Below are 25227 nucleotides of genomic sequence, written 5' to 3'. Positions count from 1 at the left end.
CGAGACTCACTGAATGATTATTTTCACGTTCTACAAAGATAATCCGAGTCGAAGGATTTCCTGACGTGAATAAATCCCGCATTTACAGTATCACGGATTGAATGGCCAGGCAAGAGGTACGATGATCACAGTCATCAGCCAGACGATCAGAGTCAATGGGCCTCCAATACGGAGGTAGTCTGCATATTTATACCCACCGGGACCGAAAACCATCAGATTGGTCTGATAACCAATGGGAGTCGCAAAGCAGGCAGCTGCGGAAATTGTGATCGTAATGACAAAGGGCATCAAATCGACATTCAAAGTGGCAGCTGTGGCAACGGCAATCGGGAAAATTAATGTGGCTGTCGCTTTAGCTGTGATCAGGTTTGTAAGGACCAGGGTGATCAATGACAGGATAGCCAGAACGGCCAGAGGACTGTTATTTGCCATCCCTGTAAAACTGGATGCAATCAAAGTGGCTGCTCCGGAATTCTCAATAGCCCGCCCAATTCCCAGGCCAGCTGCGATCGTGATCAGTACGCCCCAGTCTATGGACCGCTTTGCTTCGGTCGCACTGCAGCAGCGTGTTGCCGTCATCAGCCCGGCGGCAACCATGGCAGCGACGATCATCTTGATGTTCGCGATCGCAACCATCAGGATCATGGCCAGTAAGATCGTGCGGGCAATCCAGGCGCGTTCATGCCGCGGAGGAGTGGAATCTTCTACCTGGCTCACCAGAAAGAATTCACGCGAATTTCTCTGCTGATCAATGAAGGAAGGATGTGCTTCTATTAAGAGAGTGTCTCCGCGCTGGAGTTCAATGTCGCCGATTTTTTTGTTGATGCGTTGTCCGTTGCGGGCCACGGCAATGACAGCTGCATTGTAATTAGACCGGAATTTGGCTGTGCGAATTGACATGTTGATAAAACGAAAGCTGTCGGAGACAACCGCTTCGATCAGACAACGCTCAGAACGAGGTCCTGAGAGTTTAAACAGCTGATCGGTTGCAGGTTTCAGCCCCGGGATTTTCTGAAGATCAATGACTGATTCCACAATTCCCACGAATACCAGCTGATCATTGGCTTCCAGTCGTTCATTGGAGGAAACAGCGGCGATGACATCGTCCTTGCGGTCGATTTCCATCAGATACATTCCCGCCAGATGACGCAGTCCCGCCTGTTCGATCGTTTTACCAATCAGGGGGCACCCTGGTTCGACAATCATTTCCACGGTATATTCACGTGGATCGTCCATGGGAGTGATGGCTGGTTTGCGTTCAGGCAGGAGCCAGCGAGAGAATATCAGCAGGTAGATCAAGCCGATGATCATAATGGGGATTCCGACCCATGCAATTTCAAACATGGATAACCCGGGGCGATGCGTCTGGTGTTGCAGCAGTCCATCAACCACCAGCGTTGTGCTGGTTCCGACAAGCGTGCACAGCCCTCCCAGAATGGCAGCGTAGCTTAAAGGCAGCATCAGATGTGATACTGAGATCCTCATTTTCTTGGCCCAGTCTGAAATGATGGGCATCATCATAGCGACGACGGGAGTGTTGTTGAGAAAGGCGCTCAGGACCGCTGAAGGGAGCATGACCCGGGCCTGGGCATCTGTCAGAGATTTGGGACGACCCAGCATTTGCTGTCCAGTGAAGGCGAATCCGCCGGTCTGTCTGATCCCTTCGCTCACAACAAATAGAAAAGCAACGGCAATCAGACCTTCATTGGCAAAACCGGCGATGGCATCTTCTGCCGGAATTACCCCTGTCACAACCAGAATCGTGAGCCCTCCCATTAAGATGGTGTCGGCACCGGCACGCAGAAACGTCAGGGAGCAGATTACTCCACTCAAAACCAGAAACGTAACTACAATATGCCAGTCCATGTGGGTCAATAATTCATAATCAAAAGATGTATCAAATCGAGTTTCACTATTAGCTGATTCCCAGTTCTTTCAAAGTCTGGATCAGTTTTGGATGCAACAGACCATTTGTGACTATGACACCCTGATTGTTGGCGAGTTCGTAGCCCTGGTCAAATTCGAGGGGTTTTCCGTGGATGTCCGTCACGGTGCCCCCTGCTTCCTCAACCAGTAAAACTCCTGCAGCATGATCCCAGATTTTTTCACGATACCCGGCTCGCGTTGGTAGTCTCATGTAGATGTCTGCTTCCCCTTGTCCCACGATGGCGTACTTCGCCTGGCTGTCGAGTCGTCTGGGGTCTTTTTCAATCCCCAGTTGGGCTGCGATCTGTTGTGAATGCCCGTGAGAGCTATGCCCGGACTCGACAGACTCACAAAATCGCGATTCCGAGAAGTCCTGTGTCGTCGTGGAATGGATAGGAGACGAAACCTGAGAATTGTCCGGTTCAAGGGGCATGGCGAATGCACCCTGGCCTGCGACTGCATAATAAATCGTACCTGTGACAGATTGATCCTCAGGGCAGGCAAGGTTAGGGCAACCTAAAACTCCGACGACTATTTTACCGTCAACGATCAGTGCGAGAGAAACGGCATATTGTTCTTTTCGCAGGAAACCTTTGGTACCATCAATCGGATCGAGTGTCCAGAAACGATTGCTATAAGTTTTTGCACCGCCATGATCTATCCAGGAACATACCTGTTCCGGAGTGGTATCAGGAATACCCGCTACTGAGAGTTCAGAGACGATCTTTTCCAGAAACTCCTGGTTTTCAGACTCTTTCAACTCAGCGGCATCTTCTTCGCCGATGACGGGGTCTGCAGGAAATGCTTGAAGCAGCTCTCGGCAGATCACTGCCTGGCTGCTGAAATCAGCGATTGTAACCGGACTTTTATCTTTCTTTTCCAGCACTTCATCTGTGATCGCTGATTGAACTGAGCGACAAATCAGAGAAGCCTGCTTGACGGCTGCAAGGGCTATATGTAATTCCGACTCATATGGTTTCGTCATGGTTCGTGCGATTCTTCGATCTGTTAGCTGACCTTATACCGGAATTCCCAACGACGGGCGACCCTGCTGTATCTGTCGGGCAGAGTGAAAGCTAGCAAGTATTTGTCTAAATATCATAGCATCCTGGTCGGCGGGTCTTACAGAGGCAGTGCCATCGGTTGGTTTTTTTCGCAGCTCAGAGCGACCGCTTCTGTAAATTCCATATATTTCACACCTGATGCAAAGTCTGTGTGATGTACGATTTCTTCGCCGCGAATCGCACCGATAAACTCTGCCTCGACGCGCCAACCACCCTGATCTGCCTGTGGGACCTGAATTTCTTTTAATTCAGTTTCACCCATATGACCTACGAAGATTTTCTCTTCCGGAGTGAAATGAACCTTGATTGTACCATGGCTTCCGTACAGGTGAATCTGCAGCCCCGGGCCAAACAGGATCGAACCACTGAGGTGGTACATGGCGTTGGCTCCGCCCTGCAGTCTGGTTACGATCTGCAGACTGTCCGGGATGGTCACATCAGCATTACCTGGCCTTTTTGTTGAGGGCCGCTGAGGTTCAAAAATAGAGCTTTGTGCGAAGACACGTTCGACAGGAGGAACCCAACGACTGAGAGTCTCGTGCAGGATTCCCATCGTGAGCACATTGTTCCCGCTGATTTCTTTGTCCTGACGCCAATGCAATTTTTTACTGTAGTCCCAGAACGAGTCGTCAGCCCCCAGCACAATCACTTCTCGTAAAGAGCCCAGATATTTCTGGGTGATCAGTTTAATGACTTCCGGATGGTATTTGAGGCCAAAGGGACTGGGGACAATCTGGGCGATCAGGTCGGGTCTTGCCTGAGAAACTTGAAGCATCTGTTTTGCTTCGGCCAGATTTCGTGCCATTCTGGCTTCGGTCAGAACATGCTTGCCTGCTTCCAGAGCCATACAAGTGATTTCACAGTGCAGATCCGGCCAGGTCCCGATCATTACGGCGTCAATTTCCGGATCTTCAACCAGTTCTTTCCAATGTGAGTAAGTTTGTGGGATCGCATATTTGCGAGCCACTTTGTCAGTCGATGCAGGAGTCGAGTTAACAACCCCCACAATTTCGACATCCTCAATAGCTTGAAATCCTGGAATATGGCGGGCTTTTGTATTGGCCCCTGCACCCACAATTCCGATACGGATCGTTTTTTTACCCATTAGTCTACGTAGTCCCGATGATCCAAAATGCGTGTTTCGAAGTGAAAAATATTCAGTTGACCAGAATCACAGTTTTACTTGTGGTCTGCCTGTTTCAACGTATTCGACGATTCTAACGAGCTGAATTCTGGAGGACCATTCACACAAAACAAACAATTAAAGGTTCCCTAAATTCTAAGGGGAAAATAGTCGTTTTGTTCCTGATTTTACACAAATCAGCAATCGGATGATGCCTATGCGTATATTATGCTGCTGATTTCTGTTGCGATGGAGTCTCTAACTTGTTCAAGATCGCTTCAGCAGCTTGAGCTGACGCTCCAGGAATTACGGTTTCGTCATAAAGTGAGGAGAGTTTATGGCGGGCTCTTTCCAGTGAGAGTGGAGTCCTGATCCAGTCACCCAGTATGGTTGTTATTTTCGCCACATCTTTTACTGGTGATCCCACAGAAGGGAATTCAGGCATAAGTTCTCTGTCTGCAATCAGATTCGGCAGCGACATGTACTTGCAGGTTATTAATAAGTGTGCCATAAAATACATGCCCCAGTGGCTGCGGTAGATGACAACAGCAGGGGTTTTTCTAGCCAGTAACTCGAGGCTGACCGAACCTGATACCATCAGGCAACAATCAGCAGATTCGATAATTTCCGATGTCTTTTTGAGGTAGAGCTGGATCGGTAAGTGGCTGAGTTTTGCTTCCTGAATAAATTTTGCACAGAGTTCAAGGTGTGCTTCCCTGTAGCAGGCGACAGGAAATGTAACTCCAGGAGGAAGTTGATCAGAGAGTTGATTTACAATTTGCAGTATGAAAGGAAAGTTTCGAGTAACTTCACTGGTACGTGAACCAGGCAGAATCCCCACTTTTTTCGTCGATTGGTTGAGCTCGCTCAGAATGGTGCTGTCCAGTTCTTTTGAAGCAACTTCATCAAAAAATGGATGTCCGATGTAGTCGACTTTGACTCCTCTGGATTCGTACCATGCTTTTTCGAACTTTAATCCCGAAAGGACATAATCTACGTGTTTACGAACGCGGCGTATGCGCCAGGGGGCCCAGGCCCAGAGTTGAGGGGGGAGGTAATAAAATACGGGGATGCCCAATGCTTTGGCTTTTCTGGCAACCCACCAGTTGAATCCTGGAAAATCAACCAGAATGACTGCATCGGGGCGGTGAGTCTCCAGGTATTGTCCCGCCTGCCTGAGCAGTTGAATGAATTTAAAAATGAGCGGTAACACATTGAAGATCCCCATGACGGCATAATCAGTCAGTCTGACTTCAAGGTGACAACCGGCTGACTGCATTTCAGGTCCCCCAAATGCAGAAAAGGAAACATCTGGATTCCGCTTGCGAATTTCTTCAATCAGGTGTGCTGTATGCTGATCACCGCTTGGCTCGCCGACAGAAAAAAACAGGTGCATCAGAGTATCCTCATTCAGTTCTTGAATCAAAACGCGTCGAGGAAATAGACTCGACACAATTCATGAAGACGGGTGTGGAGCAACAGCGAATCCCCATAGGCATTCAGATGGACTGTTCTCCTACCCAAGCCCCGTAAAGTTATGCTGAATAAGGGTTTTTGGTCAACCCCGATTTGTCGAAGGTTTTATCAGAAAGGTGACTGGAAATGAAAACAGCTCCCTGAAAAATAAATCAGGGAGCTGTTTGATGCGATCAATGTGTGGTTGAACTCAGCTGCTTGATGGAAAGCAGTCTAAGTTCCGCTATCAGAAGGATTAACCTTCCGCAGTCGCGGTTTCTGTTTCTTCAGCTGCTGCCGATTCAACAATTTCCAGTCCAGGGACGTTGATTGTTTTAATCAGGACTGATGTGTGTTTCTGGCGGTGACCTGTGTGTCGGCGAGAATTCTTACGGCGTCGAAACTTTTGAATTTCGAGTTTTTCACCCTTCAGTTCTGCCTGAACGACTTCTGCTTCAACGGATGCTCCTTCAATAGTGGGGGCACCAATTGAACTGGCTCCTCCACCGTTGGCCAGCAGAACGTTTTCAAAAGTAATGGGATCGCCTTCTTTTGCAGTAGCACGGTAGTCGATTGTCAGGGTATCGCCTTCCTGAACCGTATATTGACGGCTGCCATCTTCGATTACTACAAACATCCTCAAACCTTCTTTTCTTCTTACACTTTGATCAATAATTTGCTGAAGACGGATTGATGTATCGAACTCAATCCGGTTTGTATTCAGAATCAATCGCGCAATGCCATTGATAGTATATAGTTAAGCAATCATGCTTTGCTGCGGCAATTCGTTTCAGAGTGTTTGCTTTACGCAAAATCTGCTGCAATCATACGAATAGCGAGCAGGGCATTGTAAGGTCTCACTTTTGAAATTTCGAGTCAGAAACCACTAGAAATTTACTTCATTTCCAATATCGTCATAACATCGGGTCATTAAATGTTCTGGCTCTACATCTGTACGAGCGTTAATTATTATTGAAGTCTGAGCGGTTTCTTCCAGTTGGGTGATGTCTTTCCGCCGCTTGTTGTTGAGATAGTTGGCGACATTTTCGTGTACATTCAGTACGAGCCGTGAAATGTTTTTCTTATTCACAGTGGTCATCAGGGTTCGCATGACTTCGATAGCCATGCTCTCGGCGGTTTTGACCTGGCCGGTTCCGCGACAGGAAGGACAGTCCTCATACATGCTGCGCCGCAGAGAAGGGCGAATTCGCTGGCGTGTCATCTCGATCAGGCCAAAGGGACTGATGCGTAATACTTTGGTGCGGGCACGATCACGTTTGACGAGTTCTCTTAATCTGCGTTCCACGGAACGTCGATGTTTTTCTTCCCGCATATCGATGAAATCGATTACGATCACACCACCGAGGTCACGCAATCTGATTTGTCGACTGATTTCTTCAGCCGCTTTCATATTGACTTTGAACGCGGTTTTTTCCGCATTGTCATCTGCGCGATAGTTTCCACTGTTAACGTCGATGGCGACTAATGCTTCTGTCTGGTCAATAACAATCGAGCCGCCCCCTTTCATGGGGACATGGCGATTCTGGATGCTGCAAATTTCATCATCCAGTTTACTGTTGTAGAAGATGGGGTCGTTGCCAGTGTAGTGTTTGACCCGATTGACGTGCTTGGGCAGCACGACTTTCATAAAGTCTCTGGCTCTCTGATACGCCGTCGGTTCGTCGATGTAGAGCGTATCGATTTCGCTGTTATAGATGTCGCGAATCGTCCGGATCATCATATCGCTCTCCGAATAAATCTCGACGGGAGCGGGTAGTTTTTTAATACGACCTACAATGGTTCCCCAGAGGCGCAACAGATAGTTTAAGTCCCGCTTGAGATCATCAGCAGTCCGGTCGATCCCGGCAGTACGCACGATAAATCCGAGGCCCGGTGGAGGGGCCAGTTGGGTTAGAATTGTTCTCAGGTCTTTACGTACATCTTCATCAGCAATTTTGCGGCTGATACCCACCCGTTGCAGTCCAGGCATGATCACCAGGTAGCGTCCGGGAATACTGATATAAGTTGAGAGGGTAGGGCCTTTATTGCCAATCCCTTCTTTGATGACCTGTACCAGAACTTCACTCCCCCGTTTCAGAATTTCCTGAATGGGGGGTTTGTTGGCAACGCTGCGTTCATTCACGCGGCGACCCTTCTGGTTTCGACCGCGTCCTGGTTTACCGTTTCCGTCACCTTGTTCGGTGAGGTGTTTGTAATATTGATGCTCAATATCGCTGACATGCAGGAAGCCGTTTCGGCCGACACCAAAATCAACAAACGCAGCCTGAATGCTGGGTTCGATGTTGACAACTCTTCCCTTGTAGATATTTCCTACCAGGTTTTCGAGGCTGTTTCGTTCAACATAAAGTTCTTCGAGAATGCCATCTTCAACGATGGCGATTCGACTTTCCTCCGGTTGGAGGACATTAATCAGCATTTCCTTTTTCATGGAATACCCTTTGTCGTGTTACACGACGAAAATTGTATTCCTCATCAGTCACGGGTGTGGCGGACCTGCTACGCATTGAATGAATCAGTGCCATAGTGGTGTCGGCCAGTTGCCTGCAGAGATGCTGGAAAATTCCAGCGGAGGCAGTCCTCGTTGCATGAGTTGCGTCACAGCGAAATAAATCCCGCTGAACACAATCAAAGAGAGGTTTCATGATGCGACTGCTGAGTCGAATCATTTCCTGTGTGAGGTCGCTAAAGGTCAAGAACAGATACTCATCTGGCTGGTCTCTGACAGCAGTTCTGGTATTCGATTCAGGCAGGCTGCAATGTTGCATGAATTGCCAGTCGAATATTGATAACTGATGTGGTGATGAGACCAGGACTTCGATCTGATTGGACCTTTGTTGGTTCTGAAATCGCATTACGAAAGCTGCAGCATAACCCTTTAAGGCGGCAGTTGCCGTCTTTTGAATGATTTCCCGGGGGTAGTCTGGTGGTTTGCTCATGCTGTCTTTGAAAACAGAAGCTGGACGCAGGAAATTCCCTCAGACTGATAAAACATATCAGGGTTGGTGATGAGAAGATCCAATATTGTTCCTTGTTCTGTTCACACGATTTAGTTTCAGGGTCAGGAAATGATTTTGAAATACATTTCGTCTTGATGGAATTTGTTTGTACGCAATCCACTCACCACCGAGGTGAGCTGGATGGTCATTGGCTGAATTATTGAATATCAGTTTCAGTCAACGACAAATTGTAAACGTATAAATGGGCTGAGAGATGCCTACGATCACGCAGGCATCAATCAGAAATCTGGTGCTTATTGACAGGTTGATAATATGAGAACCGGCTGTTTTCGACATTTGGCGGTCACAGTGGCAGTTCTTCATCAAACAGGTCAGGGCAGATTTTGTACAGTTCTCCTCTTAAATAACTTTCTACATCCCGAGCTACGTCGATGGTCATCGCGTGTGCTGCAATTTCCTCTGCCCGGGCGATTGTCAGGTGTCTGATTACTTCTTTTACTTCCGGAATTGCCAGTGGAGTGGCACTGATCTGCCTGATTCCCAAACCTGCGAGTAAGGGGATCGATTTCAGGTCAGAACTCATCTGTCCACAGACGGTCACCGGAATATTTTTTTTCTTTGCTGCCTCTACCACCATTTTTATCAGCCTTAAAATCGAAGGATCTGATGAGTTGTAGAGTGGTGAGACCGCAGGGTCAGAGCGGTCTACTGCTAGAGTATACTGAATTAAGTCGTTAGTCCCAATGGAAAAAAAGTCAACTTCTTCTGCAAACTCTTCTGCCAGCAGGGCCGCGGCAGGGACTTCCACCATCATCCCAATAGGGATATTGGCGTTAAATTCGACTCCCCGCTCTTCGAGATCTTCGAGTACGTCGCCGACGATCATTTTGGCCTGTCGCCATTCCAGTAGAGTGGAAATCAGGGGGAACATGATCCGGACGTCACCATGGACGGCAGCCCGGAAAATCGCACGGAGCTGAGTTTTAAAGAGCGGTAAATCTCGCAGGCTCAGTCTTACGCTCCTCAGGCCCAGCGCAGGATTCATACCTTCTTTTGCCAGATGTCGGTATCCCCTGGGAATCTTATCGGCTCCCAGATCGAGTGTCCTGATGACAATGGGCCGATTCTGGGCAGCCTGTACGACTCTGCAATAAGCATCGTAATGGACTTCTTCAGTGGGTTCCGTATTGGACTGCAGGTAGAGAAACTCCGTTCGATACAGGCCAATTCCATCGGCGCCCCGTTCTGTACAGTGCTCGACTTCATTTGGAAACTCAATGTTTCCCATGACGTGAATTCGAGTGCCATCTTTGGTTTCGGAGCGGATTTTTCGGCGGGATGCCAGCCGGGCGGCCATTGATCGCTGTCGTTCGCCGGTATCTTTGTATTTGGCGAGTGTTTCCTCGTCCGGATCGATGATGACTTCGCCATTGTTGCCATCAACAATGACCATATCACCACCGGAAATGTCTGAGAGAAACTCACCCAGGCCGACGACTGCTGGTATTTCCAGGGCACCTGCCAGGATGGAGGTATGGCTGGTGCGCCCACCGACTTCAGTGGCAAAGCCCAGGACAAATTCCTTAGCCAGTCCGGCTGTCTCGCTGGGAGTGAGATTGTTTGCCAGGACAATAATAGGAGTTGTCAGATTTGAAAGCTCTTCGCGTTTCTCTCCCAGCAGTTGTTTGAGGAGGCGTTTTTCGAGATCGATGATGTCACTGGCGCGTTCTGCCAGATAATTATCGCCGAGGTGTTGAACCAGTTTGGTATACCGTCGGAATACCCGGCTGGAAGCATGCTCTGGTGAATAGCATTTTTCACGGATGAGGGTTTCGATCTCTTCCCGTAATCGGGGAGAACTGACCATCTGTAAATGGGCAGCAAAGATGGCCCCGTACTGTTCGCCTAATTTATCGGAGGCCAGTCGCTCGTTCTCAGCGATTTCTTCACAGACAGCATCAAGGGCTGATTTCAGACGAGCGATTTCGGTATCGATGGCATTGACGCTGACGAACTGTCGTGGGATGCGAAAGTCCTCCGCACCCAGAATGAGTGCGGGGCCGAAATTGACTCCCGGAGAAACAGCGATACCACGTTTAACAAGCATTCATTCAGAGCCTAATATGGCGCTTTCAACAGACAGGCAACTGGCGGTGTACCACGCAGTCGAATTGTACGGGATTATTCTGGCAGATCAGTCAATTCTTCGAATTTCTTGTATCCTGATTCAAAAAATTGAACAATTTCTTCCATCATTTTGCTGGCGTCATCGCCATTCGCTTCCAGGACAAGTTGAGTCTCGGGCAGCGCTCTTAACTCAAGCAGATCATAGACCTCCTTGGCGTTTCCAGATTGATCCCCGTTCGAAATCTTAAAATCGCAAGAGTAGTCACGGGCGATTCGTACTATTTCTGAGATAGGACGAAGGTGAAGCCCTTGTTTCATTTTGACAGTGACAATCTGACGGCAAACAGATTCTTGCATGGCACTAACTGATAACTACAAAAGCAACCTGAAAACAAATGACTCTCATGGAGATAATGAGGGAATGACAACTGTTTTCAGTGAGATTTCGTAATTACCCCTTTCCACTTAGTTCAATCAACCAGGAGCCACAGCGAAGCATGCGTTCTGAATATCAGAAATATGGTTAACTTAGGCAGGAATAGTCAGTCTTTTTCGAACAGGGTTTTCCCTGACAACACTAGCACTCACCTTAATCCAATTGATTACTGTCAGCCTCATTCAGCAATTCTACAATGTCTTCTACGGTTTTGGACTGACGTAAAAACTTACAGAAGCTTTGATTTCTCAGGTGGCGGGAAATGTTTTCTAATCCACGTAAATGGTCACCAGGACGATCCAAGGGTGAAATCAGCAGAAACAGAATGAAGACGTCTTCTCCATCCAGGCTGGCAAAATCAACGCCATCAGAGGACAATGCAACTGCAGCTGTCAAATTTTCCACTGAGGAGTGCTTGGTATGAGGAACTGCGACCCCATTTCCAATTCCCGTTGATCCCAACTCTTCACGTTTGAGAATTGCTGAGACTATACCTTCCTCATCATCTGCTGAAATGCTGCCTGCGTCCTTCAGACCGGCAACCATCGTACGGATCGCTTCTTCTTTGGTAGTGACATTCAATTCCGGAATGATCGCGTCCGAAACCACGAAGTCTGTTAACTTCATGTATTCTTTCCTTCTAACTAACTACATCTGCAAAAATTATCAGTGTTTGCAGTGAATATGCAAAACTAATGTTGTGAATTATGACACCCGGTGCTGATTTCATTTCAATCCCCACACCGCGAGCCACACTATAAATATTGTAAACGAGTTCTCTTCAACACCCAGTAAAAAACAGACTGAGGTCCAGAATTATTCCGATTCTTCTTCGGACTCTGCTTCTGCGGACTCTGCTTCTGCGGACTCTGCTTCTGCCAGTCCATTTTCCGCAATTTCATTCATGGGGAGATCGCGGCGATGGTCCTGAATCTTTTGTTTGTATTTTTTAATCTGTTGTTCCATCTTGCTCAAAGCAGAGTGGAAGTTTGATTTCACTTCATCGCCTTCTGCATGGGCAACAAAATTATGTTTATGCTCTGCATCAACGAGAATCTCGACCCGGTTCTGATTTTCACCCTGGTCGATAGTAATTTGGATTGCAGTTACCCGCTCAAAGTACGTCAGTAACTTCTCAGATTTTTCAGTAATATAATCACGCAGACTATCTGAAACACTGCCATGCCGACAAGTAATCGCAACTTGCACTGACTGTTCTCCTGTAAAAAATTACCCACGCTGTGTATACGTATGTGAGTCGATCTGGGTCTAGCAATTCTTGATGCTAACAGATTCTAGCTGGCGGGGTCCAGATATACCAGTCACTAATTCTGAAGCTTGAGCCTCAAAAATGAGTACCTTTTCCGCCTTTGACGGATGGGATATGATTTGATAGAGGGTGAATGAGGATTCTTTTGTTTCGATATTGTTCTGAGAAAACGGGATTTGTGACGTTCAAACACGGTTTGAACTGGTGACTCACAGACAAATTTAAGCTTTTTAATAGACTTAATCGACTCAGGCTTACAAACTCTATTCGTAATGGCAGATTCGATGGAAGTAGTTTCCTGTTTGGCATGCTGGCGTTGAATCGGCTGATTGTCTGGTATCTTTCTGCTGGTTCGTTTTCCGGCGCGTGCTACGTTATAATGATGGGATACGCATTCCGGTTTGCATCTGAAGTTCAGTTAATCAAATTTATGTTCATCACATTGATTCAATCCCGTTCTGGTAATATGTCTGTTTAATTGAGAGGTAAAATAGTAGCCAATGCCTACTTATGTTTACGAAGTTGTTCTTCCAGATGGTTCAGCAGGAGAACGGTTTGAAGTGATCCAGAGAATGAGTGATCCAATTCTGACGACTCACCCGGAGACAGGAGAGCCAGTCCGCAAAGTGATTACTGCTGCTTATTTTTCGGGTAAATGGTCGGACGCTGCCGCTAAGCGGACAATCAATGATGATAAACGTCTGGGCGAACTGGGGTTTACCAAGTATGTGAAGTCATCAAAAGGGACTTATGAAAAAAGAGCAGGTGACGGCCCGGACCTGATTTCGGCAGATTAGTCAGCTGTTGAAATGAGATCCAAAGTGCGGGACAATGATTTTCATCTTGCAGAGAGAAACAGTGATTGAGAAGGAGAAAGTTGTTATGAAGTCGCAAAATCGGCATTTCATCCTGGGGTTTTTCATTATTACTGGACTGGTCTCACCAACTCATGGGGAGACACCATCTGCAGCGACTCTTGAAAAGCCAGCCTATACGAATACTCAATGTGAGGGGACTTATCCCCATCACCTGCAGGGACTCTGCGTTGACGGGCAGGGAAACATTTTCTGGAGCTTCACAACCCAACTGGTGAAAACCAACTCTTCTGGAAAAGTCCTGGTAAAAATCCCCGTGGGAAATCACCATGGGGATCTCTGTTACCATGCCGGCAAAGTTTTCGTTGCGGTGAATTTCGGTGATTTTAATAATCCCGCGGGGAAAGCCGATTCCTGGGTTTATGTCTATGATTTGGATAAGCTGCTGTTGATTGCCAAACATCAGACTCCCGAAGTGACTTTTGGAGCAGGAGGAATTGCCTGCCATGCTGGCAAGTTTCTCGTAGTGGGCGGCTTGCCTAAAGGCGTAAACGAAAATTATCTCTATGAATATGATTCCAGCTTTAAATTCATCAAGAAGCATGTCTTGAAAAGCGGTTACACGTTGATGGGAATCCAAACGGCAACCTTCGCTGAAAACAAATGGTGGTTTGGCTGCTATGGCTCCGAATTACTCACGGCAGATGTTGAGCTCAATTTTTTAGCGAAATATGACCTGGACTGCGCTTTAGGGATCGATCGGGTCAATGACAAGCTGCTGTTGATCGGCCGCAATACGAAGAAGGGTAAAGTGTACACAGGCAAGGCGCTGCTGGCAGTACCTGATACTGACAAAGGTTTCGTCATCCAGAAATAATCGGGTATGACTGAAACTTCAAAGTAAAGCGGCGATGATAGAAACTATCTGTTTCCACCACCTCCCTGAAGATTGGATGCTGCCAGTCCGAACAGGGCACCCTCCAGCAGGTGTCTTTCGATGAATGCACCGATGGCTTCGGATTTAGTGTACTGCAGGATGACGTAGTCACCGGGTTGAATTAAAACCCGCTGACTGGGAGTGCGCACTGCTTCATAGAGATCTACTTTGATCGGCAGTTGTGTCCCATTAGGCAACTGTCTTAGAATGATGGCGTTACTCGCACTGATGGTGACATCCTGATTTAAGGCTGACGGGCCTCCAGCCGATTTACTGTTTCCGCCACCTTGTGATCCCTGGGCAATCGAAATGGCCCCCAGGATGTCCAGGTCATAATCACGGGGTAGAGTATATTGTCCGCCACCCAGTAAGCCACCCGTATAAAAGATTTCCGTATCTCGTGATTCAATAAATACGACGTCGCCATCATGTAGAAGAATATCATCGCGCGTGAGATGTACCTGTTCTCCAGGATTCAGGCGGATCGGTATTTTGATGATTCCCGAGCGCTGCATCGTGGAGTCGTTGATGATGGTCGGTGCCATATAGTCACCGGAATAAAAACTTCCGTCGCTGGAATAGAGAGGCTGTCCAACCTGGAATTCCGGGTCTTCGGGAGTCGGCGAATAGTGCGGAATCGGAGTGTAGGAATCAGAGACCTGCTGAATGTTCTGATCCGTGTGAGCGTTGTCTGATGTATGAGTACCGGTCTGAATGGGTTGTGGGCAGAGTGGCTGATTCATTCCATGCGCCCCGCCTCGGATGATGTATATGGAGTTTTCGGCGTCCAGCCCGGGCAGGCCTCCCGTTTCCGCGAGTGCATGCAGTACGTCATTATTATAAGCAGGGAGATTGATGACCCGCCCTGTGCCTCGTTTTGATCTTCCTACGTTCAGGTTACCAATGGTAGTACCTACGATATCGTTAGAGTTTTCCTGGCGGATTACAAGTATTCGATATGAACGAGGTTTTTGCAGGCTGATCAGGATACGATCACGGCCTTCCCGCAAAATACTTTTTTCAGTGGTGTATTTGCGACGAATGGTTTCTTCCAGTTGTGTCAGCGTCAACCCACGAGCAAAGACGGTTCCAATGAGTGGTAGAGAAATTGTACCATCTTCACGAATCGGAATCGGGTAACCCAGCGAGGGGGCGACCTCCTGTGTCTGTGGAAAGTGGACGGGAGGTACATCTTTAAACTGACCCAGGACACCTTCAATATAGACACCTAATACATCGCCTGAATCTAACAGATAATGTTTGGGGGCAGGTTGACGCAGCAATGACAGATCGATGGTTTCCTTTCCTGACCGAATTTCCCCTTTATATTCTGTAGGCAGGTATTGAGCGGGGACTCCTTTCAGAGGATGAAATGCAGCGCAACCATTGAACAGCACAGACAACCAGAGAACACAGCAGATGTGCCACTTGTATGCAAATATTAGTTTTCGATACTTTTGCATTCTGATCGAACCTTTAAATTCTAACGACATCCTGTCGGTCATTTCCGCACTCTGATTTCTGTGGAACAAGTTTCATATTTTCTGAAAAATCATGTCTCACCGTCTGTCTCGATAGTTGGGCAATTTGTCAGCGGTAGAATAACTTGGCAGCTTTGAGTCATTCATTTGTTCTCTCTGACGCCTATCTTGAACCGCTGCCGATGCTGGTGTATCCGGCAAGGGAGTATAAGGATATGACTGTAATGTATAAGGGCTCGGAGGCGGATCATCATTGATGTAAGGTGGTATTGCAGGCTGCTGTGTTGCAGGAGTATCAGGTTGAACTGCGGGTGCCTGTATGACTGGAGGAGGCTTGGGAGCAGTAACCGGTGGTTGCTTGCGCAGTTCTGGTTGCGGAAGCACTGGTTTGACTGGAGGTGTATGTCCTGGGAGAGCCGGTGGTGGAGGCAAGGGTAGATGGTGCTGAGGAACCATCGGCAGAGGTTGTCCTGGTTGATTTACAGATGGCTTCGGTAATTTGAGTTCGTGGGGCTCCGGGCGCGGGGGCGGATTTATGATGGAAGCCGGAGGTGCGGTCTGTGGTTCCGGATGAACCTCAGTCTGCGGTTGTGAATGATAGACAGAGCCGGCATCCCAGTGCTCTTCAGCCGGTTGATTCCATCCGCTCAATGAATAAGGAGTCGCTATTTCATCATAATCATACCGTCCTCCTGCCAGGGCATGCTCTGCCCCGAGTTTGTAACCGGTGAACCATTCTTGAATTTCCAGATATCCTTCGGGAGTCCGGTAATGAGCGGCCCAGTACTCCTCGGGGGGTACGGGAGGAACTTCTCCGGATTCGCCTAATGCGATATCAACATATGCCTGTTGATAACCTTTTCGGAATGCCTTCGAAGGTTTGTCTTTACAGTTACAGGAAATCGTTTTGAGGGATTCACGAGCACACTTTTTTGCCGCGTGTTTGACGACAATTTTGTCGAGATCGGCCTGGTACCCATCCAGTGAATGGTATGGATGGGGAGAACATTTATCTTTATGGAAGAAAAAGCATTTTTTAACCCGGTGATATGCGGGGGAACAGATCCCATCCTCTTCACATTCAGTATGCGCGCAGCCGCTTAAACCGGATAGAATCAAAATCAGAAACGTGAAGAAAACGTCCCGGGATTGAAGTCGGAATACTGAAAGAAAAGAATGTGTGATAAATGATTTTAAAGCCACTAGGGAGACCACCGTGCGCAGATTAATTGTTAATCGATACGCATGGTTTATCGGAATCCTGTTATACCGCTGTGTACGGTTTTTCGTATCTTACGGGTTATCCGGAGGCGTAATACAGATACAATCGTTGGATATTCAAGAATTGGAAGAGTCAACGTATCCCGGAAATTTTGCGTGGATTACCTGTCTTTTGGCGAGGGGTAGACTGTAGCGACAATCTGATGCCGACCGGCAGGTTCTGCCGCTCAAATACACCAGAATCATTCGGCTGCGAAGTAATCTTTCAGCAGTCGAAAAACACGACCTGCCCGTTGCTGAAACACTTCGGGTTGTTTGATCCATCCCAGCGGGGTAATGCGGGTTGCAATTTCCACCTGAGATGAAGTCTGACGTCTGTTGCTGTTTGATTTTTTGGTAGACGAACCGAATACGACTTCGATCTCTACTGGTTTTCGATCATCTGTTTTACCCCAGAACGGAAGTAATCCAGCTTTACCCAGTCTCATCACAGCCCGGTTTGTACTGACTTCGGTCAGTCGCGCGTGATTATCATTTACGAAACCACCTAGTTTATAGACAATAAAGTCTGACGAGATCAGTGCATTGAATGTGCTTTCAAATCTCATGCCTTCGGAATCTGGCTTTTCAGGTACTTCGTCAGGAATCACCTCACCCGACTTCATCTGTTCGCAGGTAAGAGCCCGAACTTTATTTCGTCCCGTTTCTTTCGCCTGGTATAAAGCACTGTCTGCACGATGAAACAGACTTTCTAATGAATCACCAGGCTCATATTGAGCAACACCAAATGAAGCTGTGACCCTGATATTCGACTGATTCTCCATTTTCAGATTAGAAACCGCCAGTCGTAAGCGTTCTGCTTTTTTAACAGCATGTTCCAGTGCCGTTTCAGGGCAGAGAATGACAAACTCTTCCCCACCATAACGGCCGACCAGTTCTCCAGAGTAAGTTTCATGCTGAAACAAACGCGCCAGTTCTACCAGGACTTCATCACCTGTCGAGTGACCATAACTGTCGTTGATGTCTTTGAAATGATCTGCATCGATAAAGATCAGGCTCAATGGTTCCGGGTTCTGTTCCTTCTGGATTCTGGACAGCATGATCGCCAGTTGTGTTTCCAGTTCACCCCGGTTGGCAACCGATGTTAACGCATCCAGACTGGCAGCCAGTTTGAGGTCATTGTATTCTTTCGGGCGTTTCAGGCTGCGGGACAAATCCCGAAATATTTCTGTAACACCAATCAAACGGCCATCGTCGCCAAACATCGGGACCGATTGTACTTCAATATTGATCAGACGCCCGCCTGGTCGCTCTAACATGAATTCGGTTGTCATCGGCTTGCCATTGGCAATCACCCGGTTCATAGAGCATTCGGCTGAAGTGAGGTTTGTGCCTTCCGTATTTGTGAGAGGCAGGCTGCTGCTGGTCCACGATTCTCCCAGCATATCAATGGCACGCAGGTCTGCCAGTTTTTCAAGACCGGGGCTGATGAGCACAAACTGAAAATCAGAATTGACGATATAAAAGCCATCGTACAGACTTTCAATCTGAAACAGATAGGAGAAAATGTTGTTGATCAGGTTTGCTTCCAGCGCTTCTCGCTCTGTGAAATCTTTAGGCTGGAACAGGCGATTGACTTCCTGTAATGCATCATGGAAGGCCTGTTTTTCATTTTGTTCCCAGCGTGAAAGTGCACAGACAATATTTCCGTCAAACTGTGTGCCAGCCGCTTCCATGAGAATCGACATGATGTCCTCATGTTTTTTTCCCGTGCGATATACCTGATCGGTCGCCAGCGAGTCGTAAGCGTCTGCAATCGCCAGGATGCGGGCTCCCTGGTTGACTTCGCTGCCGATAAATTGATACCCATTCGTGGCACCGCTGAAGTGATAACGGGTTTGTGACAGGATCGTTAATACTTCATGATCGGTATGGCAGGCTTGCAGGACATCGAGACCAATATTGTGGTAATGCGACATCAGCTCAATTTCATCTGAAGTCAATTTACCAGGCTTGAAGATGATATGATCGGGGACGCCTATTTTTCCGATATCGTGCAAGAGGGCGGCTACTTCGAGTCGTTTCAGATGGATTCCTTCCCACCCCAGGTTCGTAGCGATCCCTTTTGCCAGAAATGCAACACGTCGCGAATGACAGAGCGTGGAAGCATCTCGTGCCTGCAGTGCTGACAGCAGTTTACGCAAGTGTTTCCGGGAAATCACCTGATCGATCATGTCGCTGCTGTCAGACTCCAGAGAATATTCTTCGAAGTCTTCCGATAGTGAAATCAACTGTCTGAGAATCTTAGAAGAGCCCATATTATAGCTCCCATGTACCGAGGATGAGCTCGGCAAGGGGTTATTCGATGCTATGAGGGGGCTGTTCATCTTGCGGCCTTTGGTATATTGAGCAAAGCTCTAACACAATTTGTTCTGATGGAACGCTTGTGTCTTGCATATCACAACAAAATCTCTATTTACTATGCCTGTGTTTTATAACGGAAAGTCGATTGATTCTGCAGTTTTAAAACAGAGACATGGCAGAGTGTGCTGATTTCAGATGTTGATGTCTGTTTTAAGCAGGAACGGTATCAGGGGAATACATCAAATCTATTCAGCTAATTTAAAGCTAGGTTGCAAAAGCAGGATGTCAAATTGCAACATGCATGGGGAGGGCTCAACTGGACCGTCAAGGCGCAGGAAATTCGAGTGGAACAATTGTCAGGGAATGAAGGGTTGAAATGATCGTGGCGTCTGTGCTGATTGTGATACCAGAGAATTCGAATTCAGGCAGTGATCACCGATTATAGGCGGCAGTTACGGCAGCTGCCCGGGACTGGACTATCTCCCCCAGCGATTCATATTCATCCTGTGGGATCCGTTCCGCAGGGCCTGTGATCGTGAATGCGGCAATACCAATTCCATTTCGATCCAGGATGGGTGCCGCGATACAGCGGATTCCCACCAGGCCTTCTTCATGATCAACAGCATAACCACGTTGACGAATCAGATTCAGTTCACTGAGGAATGCTCGTTTGGATGTGATTGTATGCGGTGTGAAACGTTTAAATTGAATACGGTTGACCAGATCATCGCGTTCATTGTCCGGCAGAAAGGCTGCGATGGCCTTTCCTGGAGCGCAGCTAAAACAAGGGGCACGAGCGCCGATCTCAGCAGAATATTTAAATGCATGTCGCGCCAGCATCTGTTCCAGTATGACGATCTCCCGGTCGATCAGGCAGCAGAGCTGGGTTGTTTCACCGGTCATGTCGCGCAGCTCGCGCATCGGACCAATGGCACATTCCATCAGCGGGCGATCCTGGACACTCGGGGGGATCAACTGCAGGAACCGGTTTGTCAGGTAATATTTTTTGGTAGTGACGTCTCGTGTCACATAGCCGAGTTCTTCCAGCGCTTTTCCAATCCGCAATAATGAAGCCTGGGGAATGGTCAGTTCTTCGCTGAGCGCGCTTAGCGTGCAGCCATGCGAATGCCTGGCGAGGTGCTCCAGCAGCGCGATTCCCCGCTGCAGACTGGGAGAGGCGGCTGCTTCTGATTTACGTTTTGTGTCAGGAATACGCATTGTTGTTGACTTCATATATGAAATAGGTTTCAATAGTGAAATATGATATGGCTCTTTCAGGGGCGTGTCAACCTCCGCAGCCGGGTAACCGGCTTTCGATTGCATCACAATACTCTTTTGAACGTCAGCAGAAAGAATTTTGCCATGCGTGCAGGTGGTCCCAGATTGAGTGTTTGGACAGTCGTGATCTGGCTGAGTCTGGTTGTCTCCGCTCAAGCAGCAGAGCTGTTTCAAAATGCGAAGACGGCAGGTGCTGATTTTGATCGGGTGATGGCTCCGTTAATCTCGGGTTATTGCCTGGACTGTCATGCCGGTCTGGATCCCAAAGCGGGTTTTGATTTCTCAAATCGAGCCGTTGCCTTTCGGGGAGGGGAGAGTGGACCGGCGCTTCAGGCGGGTCACCCGGAAGAGAGTCTGTTGTGGCAGTATATCGAATCGGATGCCATGCCCCCCGAGCATCCACTCACCGCAGAACAAAAACAGCTGTTCAAACTATGGATCTCAGCAGGTGCTCCCTGGGGTACCGATCCGATTGATGCCTTCAGCAAAACAACTGAAAAAAGAGGCGGTTATGACTGGTGGTCACTACAGCCACTGCGGATGCCTGTTGTTCCCTCCATTTCCGATGAGGGGGGACGAAATCCCATCGATGCTTTTGTGGTGAGCAAGTTGCAGGTACAGGGGCTCCAGCCTCAGCCTGTTACCGATCGTCGAACCTTAATACGACGTCTTTCCTATTCAGTAACAGGTTTGCCGCCCGAGCCGGAAGAAGTGGAAGCGTTTCTGAAAAATGAGTCACCTGACGCATATAAAAATCTGGTTGATCGGCTGCTTGCTTCTCCTCATTATGGAGAGCATTGGGCGCGTCACTGGCTGGATGTAGTGCGTTTTGGTGAGAGTAACGGCTTTGAACGAGATCAACCTCGATTGAACGCCTGGCCTTATCGCAACTGGGTGATTGAGGCGCTGAATCGGGACATGCCTTATAACCGCTTCGTGAAATTACAACTGGCCGGTGATCTGCTGGAGCCGGACAATCCAGAGGCGGTTAAGGCAACCGGTTTCCTGGTGGCAGGCCCGCATGATGTGGTGATTCCCGTTAGTAAAACAATGCGGGAGACCATGAAACAGGATGAACTGGAAGACATCGTCGGGGTCGTTGGTCAGACGTTTTTAGGTTTGACTGTCAATTGTGCCCGCTGCCATGATCACAAATTCGATCCCATCAGCCATCAGGAATATTATCAGTTTGCGGCGGCACTTGCTGGGGTGGTACATGGGGAACGGGTTCTGCCTGATCCTGCTTATGAAAAGGCGCAACAGGAACTGGCTCAAACAAAAAAACATCTTCGCAAAACTCAGTATACCCTGTTTGATTTAGAGTCCGTTGCCCGACAAAGAGTTCTTGCCTCACGTGCAGGACAGAAAAAGACAGAATTACCTCTGGCAATGACGTCGCCGATTGCAGCCTGGAATTTTCGGAAGAGTACACAGGATCTGGCTGGTGGTTTACAGGGGACGTTACATGGTTCCGCCAGACAAACTGAGGCAGGGCTGCTGCTGGATGGAAATAAATCCTACTTCAAAACGGAACCACTCAAACAAGGATTGTCTGAAAAAACACTGGAAGCCTGGGTGAAGCTGACCAATTTTGAACAGCGCGGAGGAGGCGTTCTGAGTGTGCAGACGGTGGGGGGCAATATATTTGATGCCATCGTATTTGGGGAACAACAACCGGGGCACTGGCTGGCAGGCAGCGATCACTTTAATCGCACGAAATCTTTTCAAGGTCAGCAGGAACAGGATGCGATTGAGAAGGAAGTTCAGATTGCGCTGGTGTATTCTGCCGATGGCAGGATTACTGCCTATCGCAATGGGAAACTGTATGGAAAGAGTTATCAGTCACGTGGCTTGCAGTCGTTTCCTTCCGAAAAAACAGAGGTGCTCATTGGTTTGCGTCATGGTTCACCCGACGGGAATCGACTCTTGAAGGGAGTCGTCACGAAAGCCCGTGTATATGATCGGGCACTGACGTCTACAGAAATTCAGGAATCTGCAAAATGGGGGGGGACTTTTTTCTCTGAAGCGGAACTGGTTGCTGTCCTTTCTCCCTCAGAGCAGTCAAAACGAAAAACGCTGCTTAGGGAACAAGCAAAGCTGCAGGCTAAAAGTAATCAGCTCCAGTCAATTCAGCCGAAAAAAGTTTATGCTGCAGTTTCCCGCAATCCAGCTGTCATGCATCTGTTGAAAAGAGGCAGTGTCGCAACTCCCGCGGGGGTTGTCAGTCCAGGAGGATTGAAATCAATCCAGGGAGTCAACGGAGATCTGGGATTAGCGACTGACAGCTCTGACCATGATCGCAGAATTCGCTTTGCTGACTGGGTGACCAGTTCCAAGAACCCCCTGTTCGCCCGGGTGATCGTGAATCGAGTCTGGCACTATCATTTTGGCAGGGGGCTCGTCAATACTCCCAATGATTTCGGGTTTAACGGGGGGCGCTGCAGCCATCCGGAATTGCTTGACTGGCTGGCTCGCAAACTGATACAGGAGAACTGGAGTCTGAAATCCTTACACCGTTTGATTCTGCTCTCTGACGTCTATCAGCAGTCAGCGCAACTCGACCCGGAGGCGTTGAAAATTGATGTAGACAATCAATGGTTATGGCGCAAGAGTCCGCAGAGAATTGAAGCAGAGTCGATTCGTGATTCGATTCTGAAAATCTCAGGCCAGTTGAATCCGCAGATCGGGGGGCAGGGATACCAGGATGTGAAATCCTATTTTTTCAAAGGCACGCAATTCTATGAACCCCTGGATCCCGTGGGCGCAGAATTTAATCGCAGATCCATCTATCGCTTTTCTGCAAGAGGGGGGCGACATCCTCTACTGGAAACCTTCGACTGTCCCGATCCCTCTACGACGACACCCGACCGCGCCTCTACGACGACGCCACTCCAGGCACTTTCGTTGATGAATGCGTCTTTTGTGTTACGCATGTCCGATAAGTTGGCAGAACGCATTCAGCAGCGCGTCGGCACCGGGCAGGAGAGACAGGTTACAGAATTGTTTTTACTGGCTTATCAACGCCCACCTCAACCTGTAGAGTTGTCAACTGCATGCGATTTCTGCGAGCAACACGGACTCTCTGCTTTGTGCCGGGTCGTACTCAACAGCAATGAATTTTTATATGTGAATTGAGAGCAGGATGTCATATCAGAAAACAGTTCCATCAGAAGCAGTATCTGGTCCCGATGCAATGTCACGCCGTCAATTCTTTTCCTGGGCGCGGACAGGGCTGGCGGGAACCGCTCTCATGGATTTGCTGTTACATCAGAAACCACTCGCATCTGCCGAGTCAGTCAAAAATGATTCACCCGGGACTCATTTTCCGCCGCGGGTTAAACGAGTCGTCCATATTTGTCTGATCGGAGGGCTAAGTCATCTGGATTCCTTTGACTACAAACCCGCGCTCAAAGATTTACATGGCAAGACGATGCCCACCGATAAAACGCCGGAGACCTTTTTTGGCAAAGTCGGTCTGTTACGCAAAAATGATTTCGAGTTCCGTCAGCGCGGAGAGAGTGGACTTTGGATCTCCGAGCTGTTTCCACACATAGCGGCACAGGCAGATGAGTTAACACTGTTGCGATCGATGAAGGCAGATTCCGCCAATCACACGCCAGCCACCTTTCAGGAAAACACGGGTTTTCGTTTGAATGGGTTTCCGGTGCTGGGGTCCTGGCTTTCGTACGGGCTGGGATGTGAAACCGATGAATTGCCTTCATTTGTGGTTCTGCCTGATGTACGCGGTTATCCGGCTGCAGGAACGATCAACTGGTCGAATGGTTTTTTACCTGCATTGCATCAGGGGGTACCATTTCAGTCAAAGGGGCCGGCGATTCGTGATTTATTCCCTGAGCGAAAAATCTCGAAAACGACTGAAACAGCCAGTCGGCAATTGTTAAACCAGTTCAACCAAAAGCATCTCGAACGGATGGGCTTTAACAGCGATCTGGAAGCCAGGATTCGCAGTCATGAGTTAGCAGCGAAAATGCAGTTGGCAGTCCCCAGGGTGACTGATTTGTCTGCTGAAACTCCGGCCACGCAATCTCTCTACGGTTTTGATTCCGAAGTGACAGCTCCTTTTGCCCGTAACTGCCTGCTGACGCGACGCTTACTTGAGCAAGGAGTTCGCTTTGTACAATTGTTTTCCGGAGGCCCGTTTGGAGCACCGCGCATCAACTGGGACGGTCATGAAGATGTCAAAAGGAATCATCTTCGCGAGGCAGCCCGCATCGATCAGCCCATTGCGGGTTTACTTCAGGATTTGAGGCAGCGGGGCATGCTGGATGACACTCTGGTTCTATTTTCCACAGAGTTTGGGCGGACTCCGTTTACCCAATCTGCTTCAGATAAGGTCGGTACCGGTCGAGACCACAATATGAATGGTTTTTCGGTCTGGATGGCAGGCGGCGGGCTCAAACATGGCATCAGTTACGGTGCGACCGACGAATTTGGCTGGAAATCCGTCGAAAAGCCGATTGCCTGGCACGATTATCACGCTACTGTGCTCCATTTGCTGGGGATCGACCATACCCGTCTCACCTGGTATCACAACGGAATCGAACGTCGCCTGACGAATGTGCATGGCGAAGTGATTCATGAGATTCTCGCCTGAAATTCAGTAGAAATTATTGTTTCAGAGCAGATCGGCTCGATTTTTCAATAAGATATTTTGTGTGCGTAGACGAATCGACTAGAATGGCTATAGTGTGTTTTCTTAATCGGCATCAAGGGGCGCTTACTTCTGTCTGA

General features: G+C 48.4%; 18 protein-coding genes. 4 read left to right on the top strand and 14 right to left on the bottom strand.

All coding sequences use genetic code 11. From position 1 onward, the window contains the following. Positions 1 to 90: 90 nt before the first annotated feature. The 10 genes from Pan161_RS14615 to hpf form a co-directional block, all read right to left on the bottom strand. Complete coding sequence (locus Pan161_RS14615; protein ID WP_145228206.1) at positions 91 to 1866, bottom strand: SLC13 family permease; 1776 nt, start codon at positions 1864 to 1866, stop codon at positions 91 to 93. Positions 1867 to 1915: 49 nt separating this feature from the next. Beyond that, positions 1916 to 2911 (bottom strand): 3'(2'),5'-bisphosphate nucleotidase, encoded by a 996-nt coding sequence (locus Pan161_RS14610; protein WP_145228204.1) that lies wholly within the window; start codon positions 2909 to 2911, stop codon positions 1916 to 1918. Between the two features lie 137 nt (positions 2912 to 3048). Beyond that, positions 3049 to 4095 carry a Gfo/Idh/MocA family protein gene (locus Pan161_RS14605; protein WP_145228202.1) on the bottom strand — a complete coding sequence of 349 codons (1047 nt, stop codon included), beginning with the start codon at positions 4093 to 4095 and terminating at the stop codon, positions 3049 to 3051. Between the two features lie 244 nt (positions 4096 to 4339). After that, positions 4340 to 5509: a lipid-A-disaccharide synthase gene (gene lpxB / locus Pan161_RS14600; RefSeq protein ID WP_145228200.1), complete on the bottom strand. Its 1170-nt coding sequence runs from the start codon at positions 5507 to 5509 to the stop codon at positions 4340 to 4342. Between the two features lie 315 nt (positions 5510 to 5824). Continuing rightward, the gene (rplU, locus tag Pan161_RS14595; protein WP_145228198.1) at positions 5825 to 6205 is read right to left on the bottom strand and encodes a 50S ribosomal protein L21; all 381 of its coding nucleotides are present in this window, start codon (positions 6203 to 6205) and stop codon (positions 5825 to 5827) included. Between the two features lie 249 nt (positions 6206 to 6454). After that, the gene (locus Pan161_RS14590; protein WP_145228196.1) at positions 6455 to 8017 is read right to left on the bottom strand and encodes an Rne/Rng family ribonuclease; all 1563 of its coding nucleotides are present in this window, start codon (positions 8015 to 8017) and stop codon (positions 6455 to 6457) included. 872 nt (positions 8018 to 8889) lie between these two features. Continuing rightward, positions 8890 to 10653, bottom strand: a complete 1764-nt coding sequence (gene ptsP / locus Pan161_RS14585; protein WP_145228194.1) for a phosphoenolpyruvate--protein phosphotransferase — start codon at positions 10651 to 10653, stop codon at positions 8890 to 8892. 74 nt (positions 10654 to 10727) lie between these two features. Beyond that, on the bottom strand, positions 10728 to 11030 hold the full coding sequence (locus Pan161_RS14580; RefSeq protein ID WP_145228192.1) for an HPr family phosphocarrier protein: 303 nt from the start codon (positions 11028 to 11030) through the stop codon (positions 10728 to 10730). A gap of 232 nt (positions 11031 to 11262) precedes the next feature. Next, entirely contained in the window at positions 11263 to 11736 is a 474-nt protein-coding gene (locus Pan161_RS14575; RefSeq protein ID WP_145228190.1) for a PTS sugar transporter subunit IIA, read from the bottom strand. 189 nt (positions 11737 to 11925) lie between these two features. After that, on the bottom strand, positions 11926 to 12318 hold the full coding sequence (gene hpf, locus Pan161_RS14570) for a ribosome hibernation-promoting factor, HPF/YfiA family (protein WP_145228188.1): 393 nt from the start codon (positions 12316 to 12318) through the stop codon (positions 11926 to 11928). Positions 12319 to 12951: 633 nt separating this feature from the next. Between hpf and Pan161_RS14565 the strand changes: the two genes are divergently transcribed. Next, positions 12952 to 13176, top strand: a complete 225-nt coding sequence (locus Pan161_RS14565; RefSeq protein WP_232103743.1) for an FmdB family transcriptional regulator — start codon at positions 12952 to 12954, stop codon at positions 13174 to 13176. Positions 13177 to 13261: 85 nt separating this feature from the next. After that, complete coding sequence (locus Pan161_RS14560; RefSeq protein WP_145228184.1) at positions 13262 to 14071, top strand: hypothetical protein; 810 nt, start codon at positions 13262 to 13264, stop codon at positions 14069 to 14071. Between the two features lie 44 nt (positions 14072 to 14115). On the opposite strand, the gene Pan161_RS14555 is transcribed toward Pan161_RS14560, so the two are convergent. From Pan161_RS14555 to Pan161_RS14540, 4 genes are all read right to left on the bottom strand, one after another. Further along, on the bottom strand, positions 14116 to 15594 hold the full coding sequence (locus tag Pan161_RS14555; protein ID WP_197995879.1) for a polysaccharide biosynthesis/export family protein: 1479 nt from the start codon (positions 15592 to 15594) through the stop codon (positions 14116 to 14118). Positions 15595 to 15690: 96 nt separating this feature from the next. Then, complete coding sequence (locus Pan161_RS14550) at positions 15691 to 16815, bottom strand: hypothetical protein (protein WP_145228180.1); 1125 nt, start codon at positions 16813 to 16815, stop codon at positions 15691 to 15693. A 260-nt stretch (positions 16816 to 17075) separates the two neighbouring features. Beyond that, a complete protein-coding gene (locus Pan161_RS14545; RefSeq protein WP_197995878.1) occupies positions 17076 to 19151 on the bottom strand; it encodes a diguanylate cyclase in 2076 nt (691 codons plus the stop codon). Between the two features lie 478 nt (positions 19152 to 19629). Beyond that, on the bottom strand, positions 19630 to 20520 hold the full coding sequence (locus Pan161_RS14540; protein WP_232103742.1) for an IclR family transcriptional regulator: 891 nt from the start codon (positions 20518 to 20520) through the stop codon (positions 19630 to 19632). Positions 20521 to 20580: 60 nt separating this feature from the next. Here Pan161_RS14540 and Pan161_RS14535 point away from each other — a divergent pair, with 60 nt between their 5' ends. Then, on the top strand, positions 20581 to 23610 hold the full coding sequence (locus Pan161_RS14535) for a DUF1553 domain-containing protein (protein WP_197995877.1): 3030 nt from the start codon (positions 20581 to 20583) through the stop codon (positions 23608 to 23610). Between the two features lie 58 nt (positions 23611 to 23668). Continuing rightward, positions 23669 to 25090 carry a DUF1501 domain-containing protein gene (locus tag Pan161_RS14530; RefSeq protein ID WP_145228174.1) on the top strand — a complete coding sequence of 474 codons (1422 nt, stop codon included), beginning with the start codon at positions 23669 to 23671 and terminating at the stop codon, positions 25088 to 25090. Positions 25091 to 25227 lie beyond the last annotated feature (137 nt).

This window comes from Gimesia algae, assembly GCF_007746795.1.
GTDB lineage: Bacteria > Planctomycetota > Planctomycetia > Planctomycetales > Planctomycetaceae > Gimesia > Gimesia algae.
This window is presented reverse-complemented; position numbering and strand designations above follow the sequence as displayed.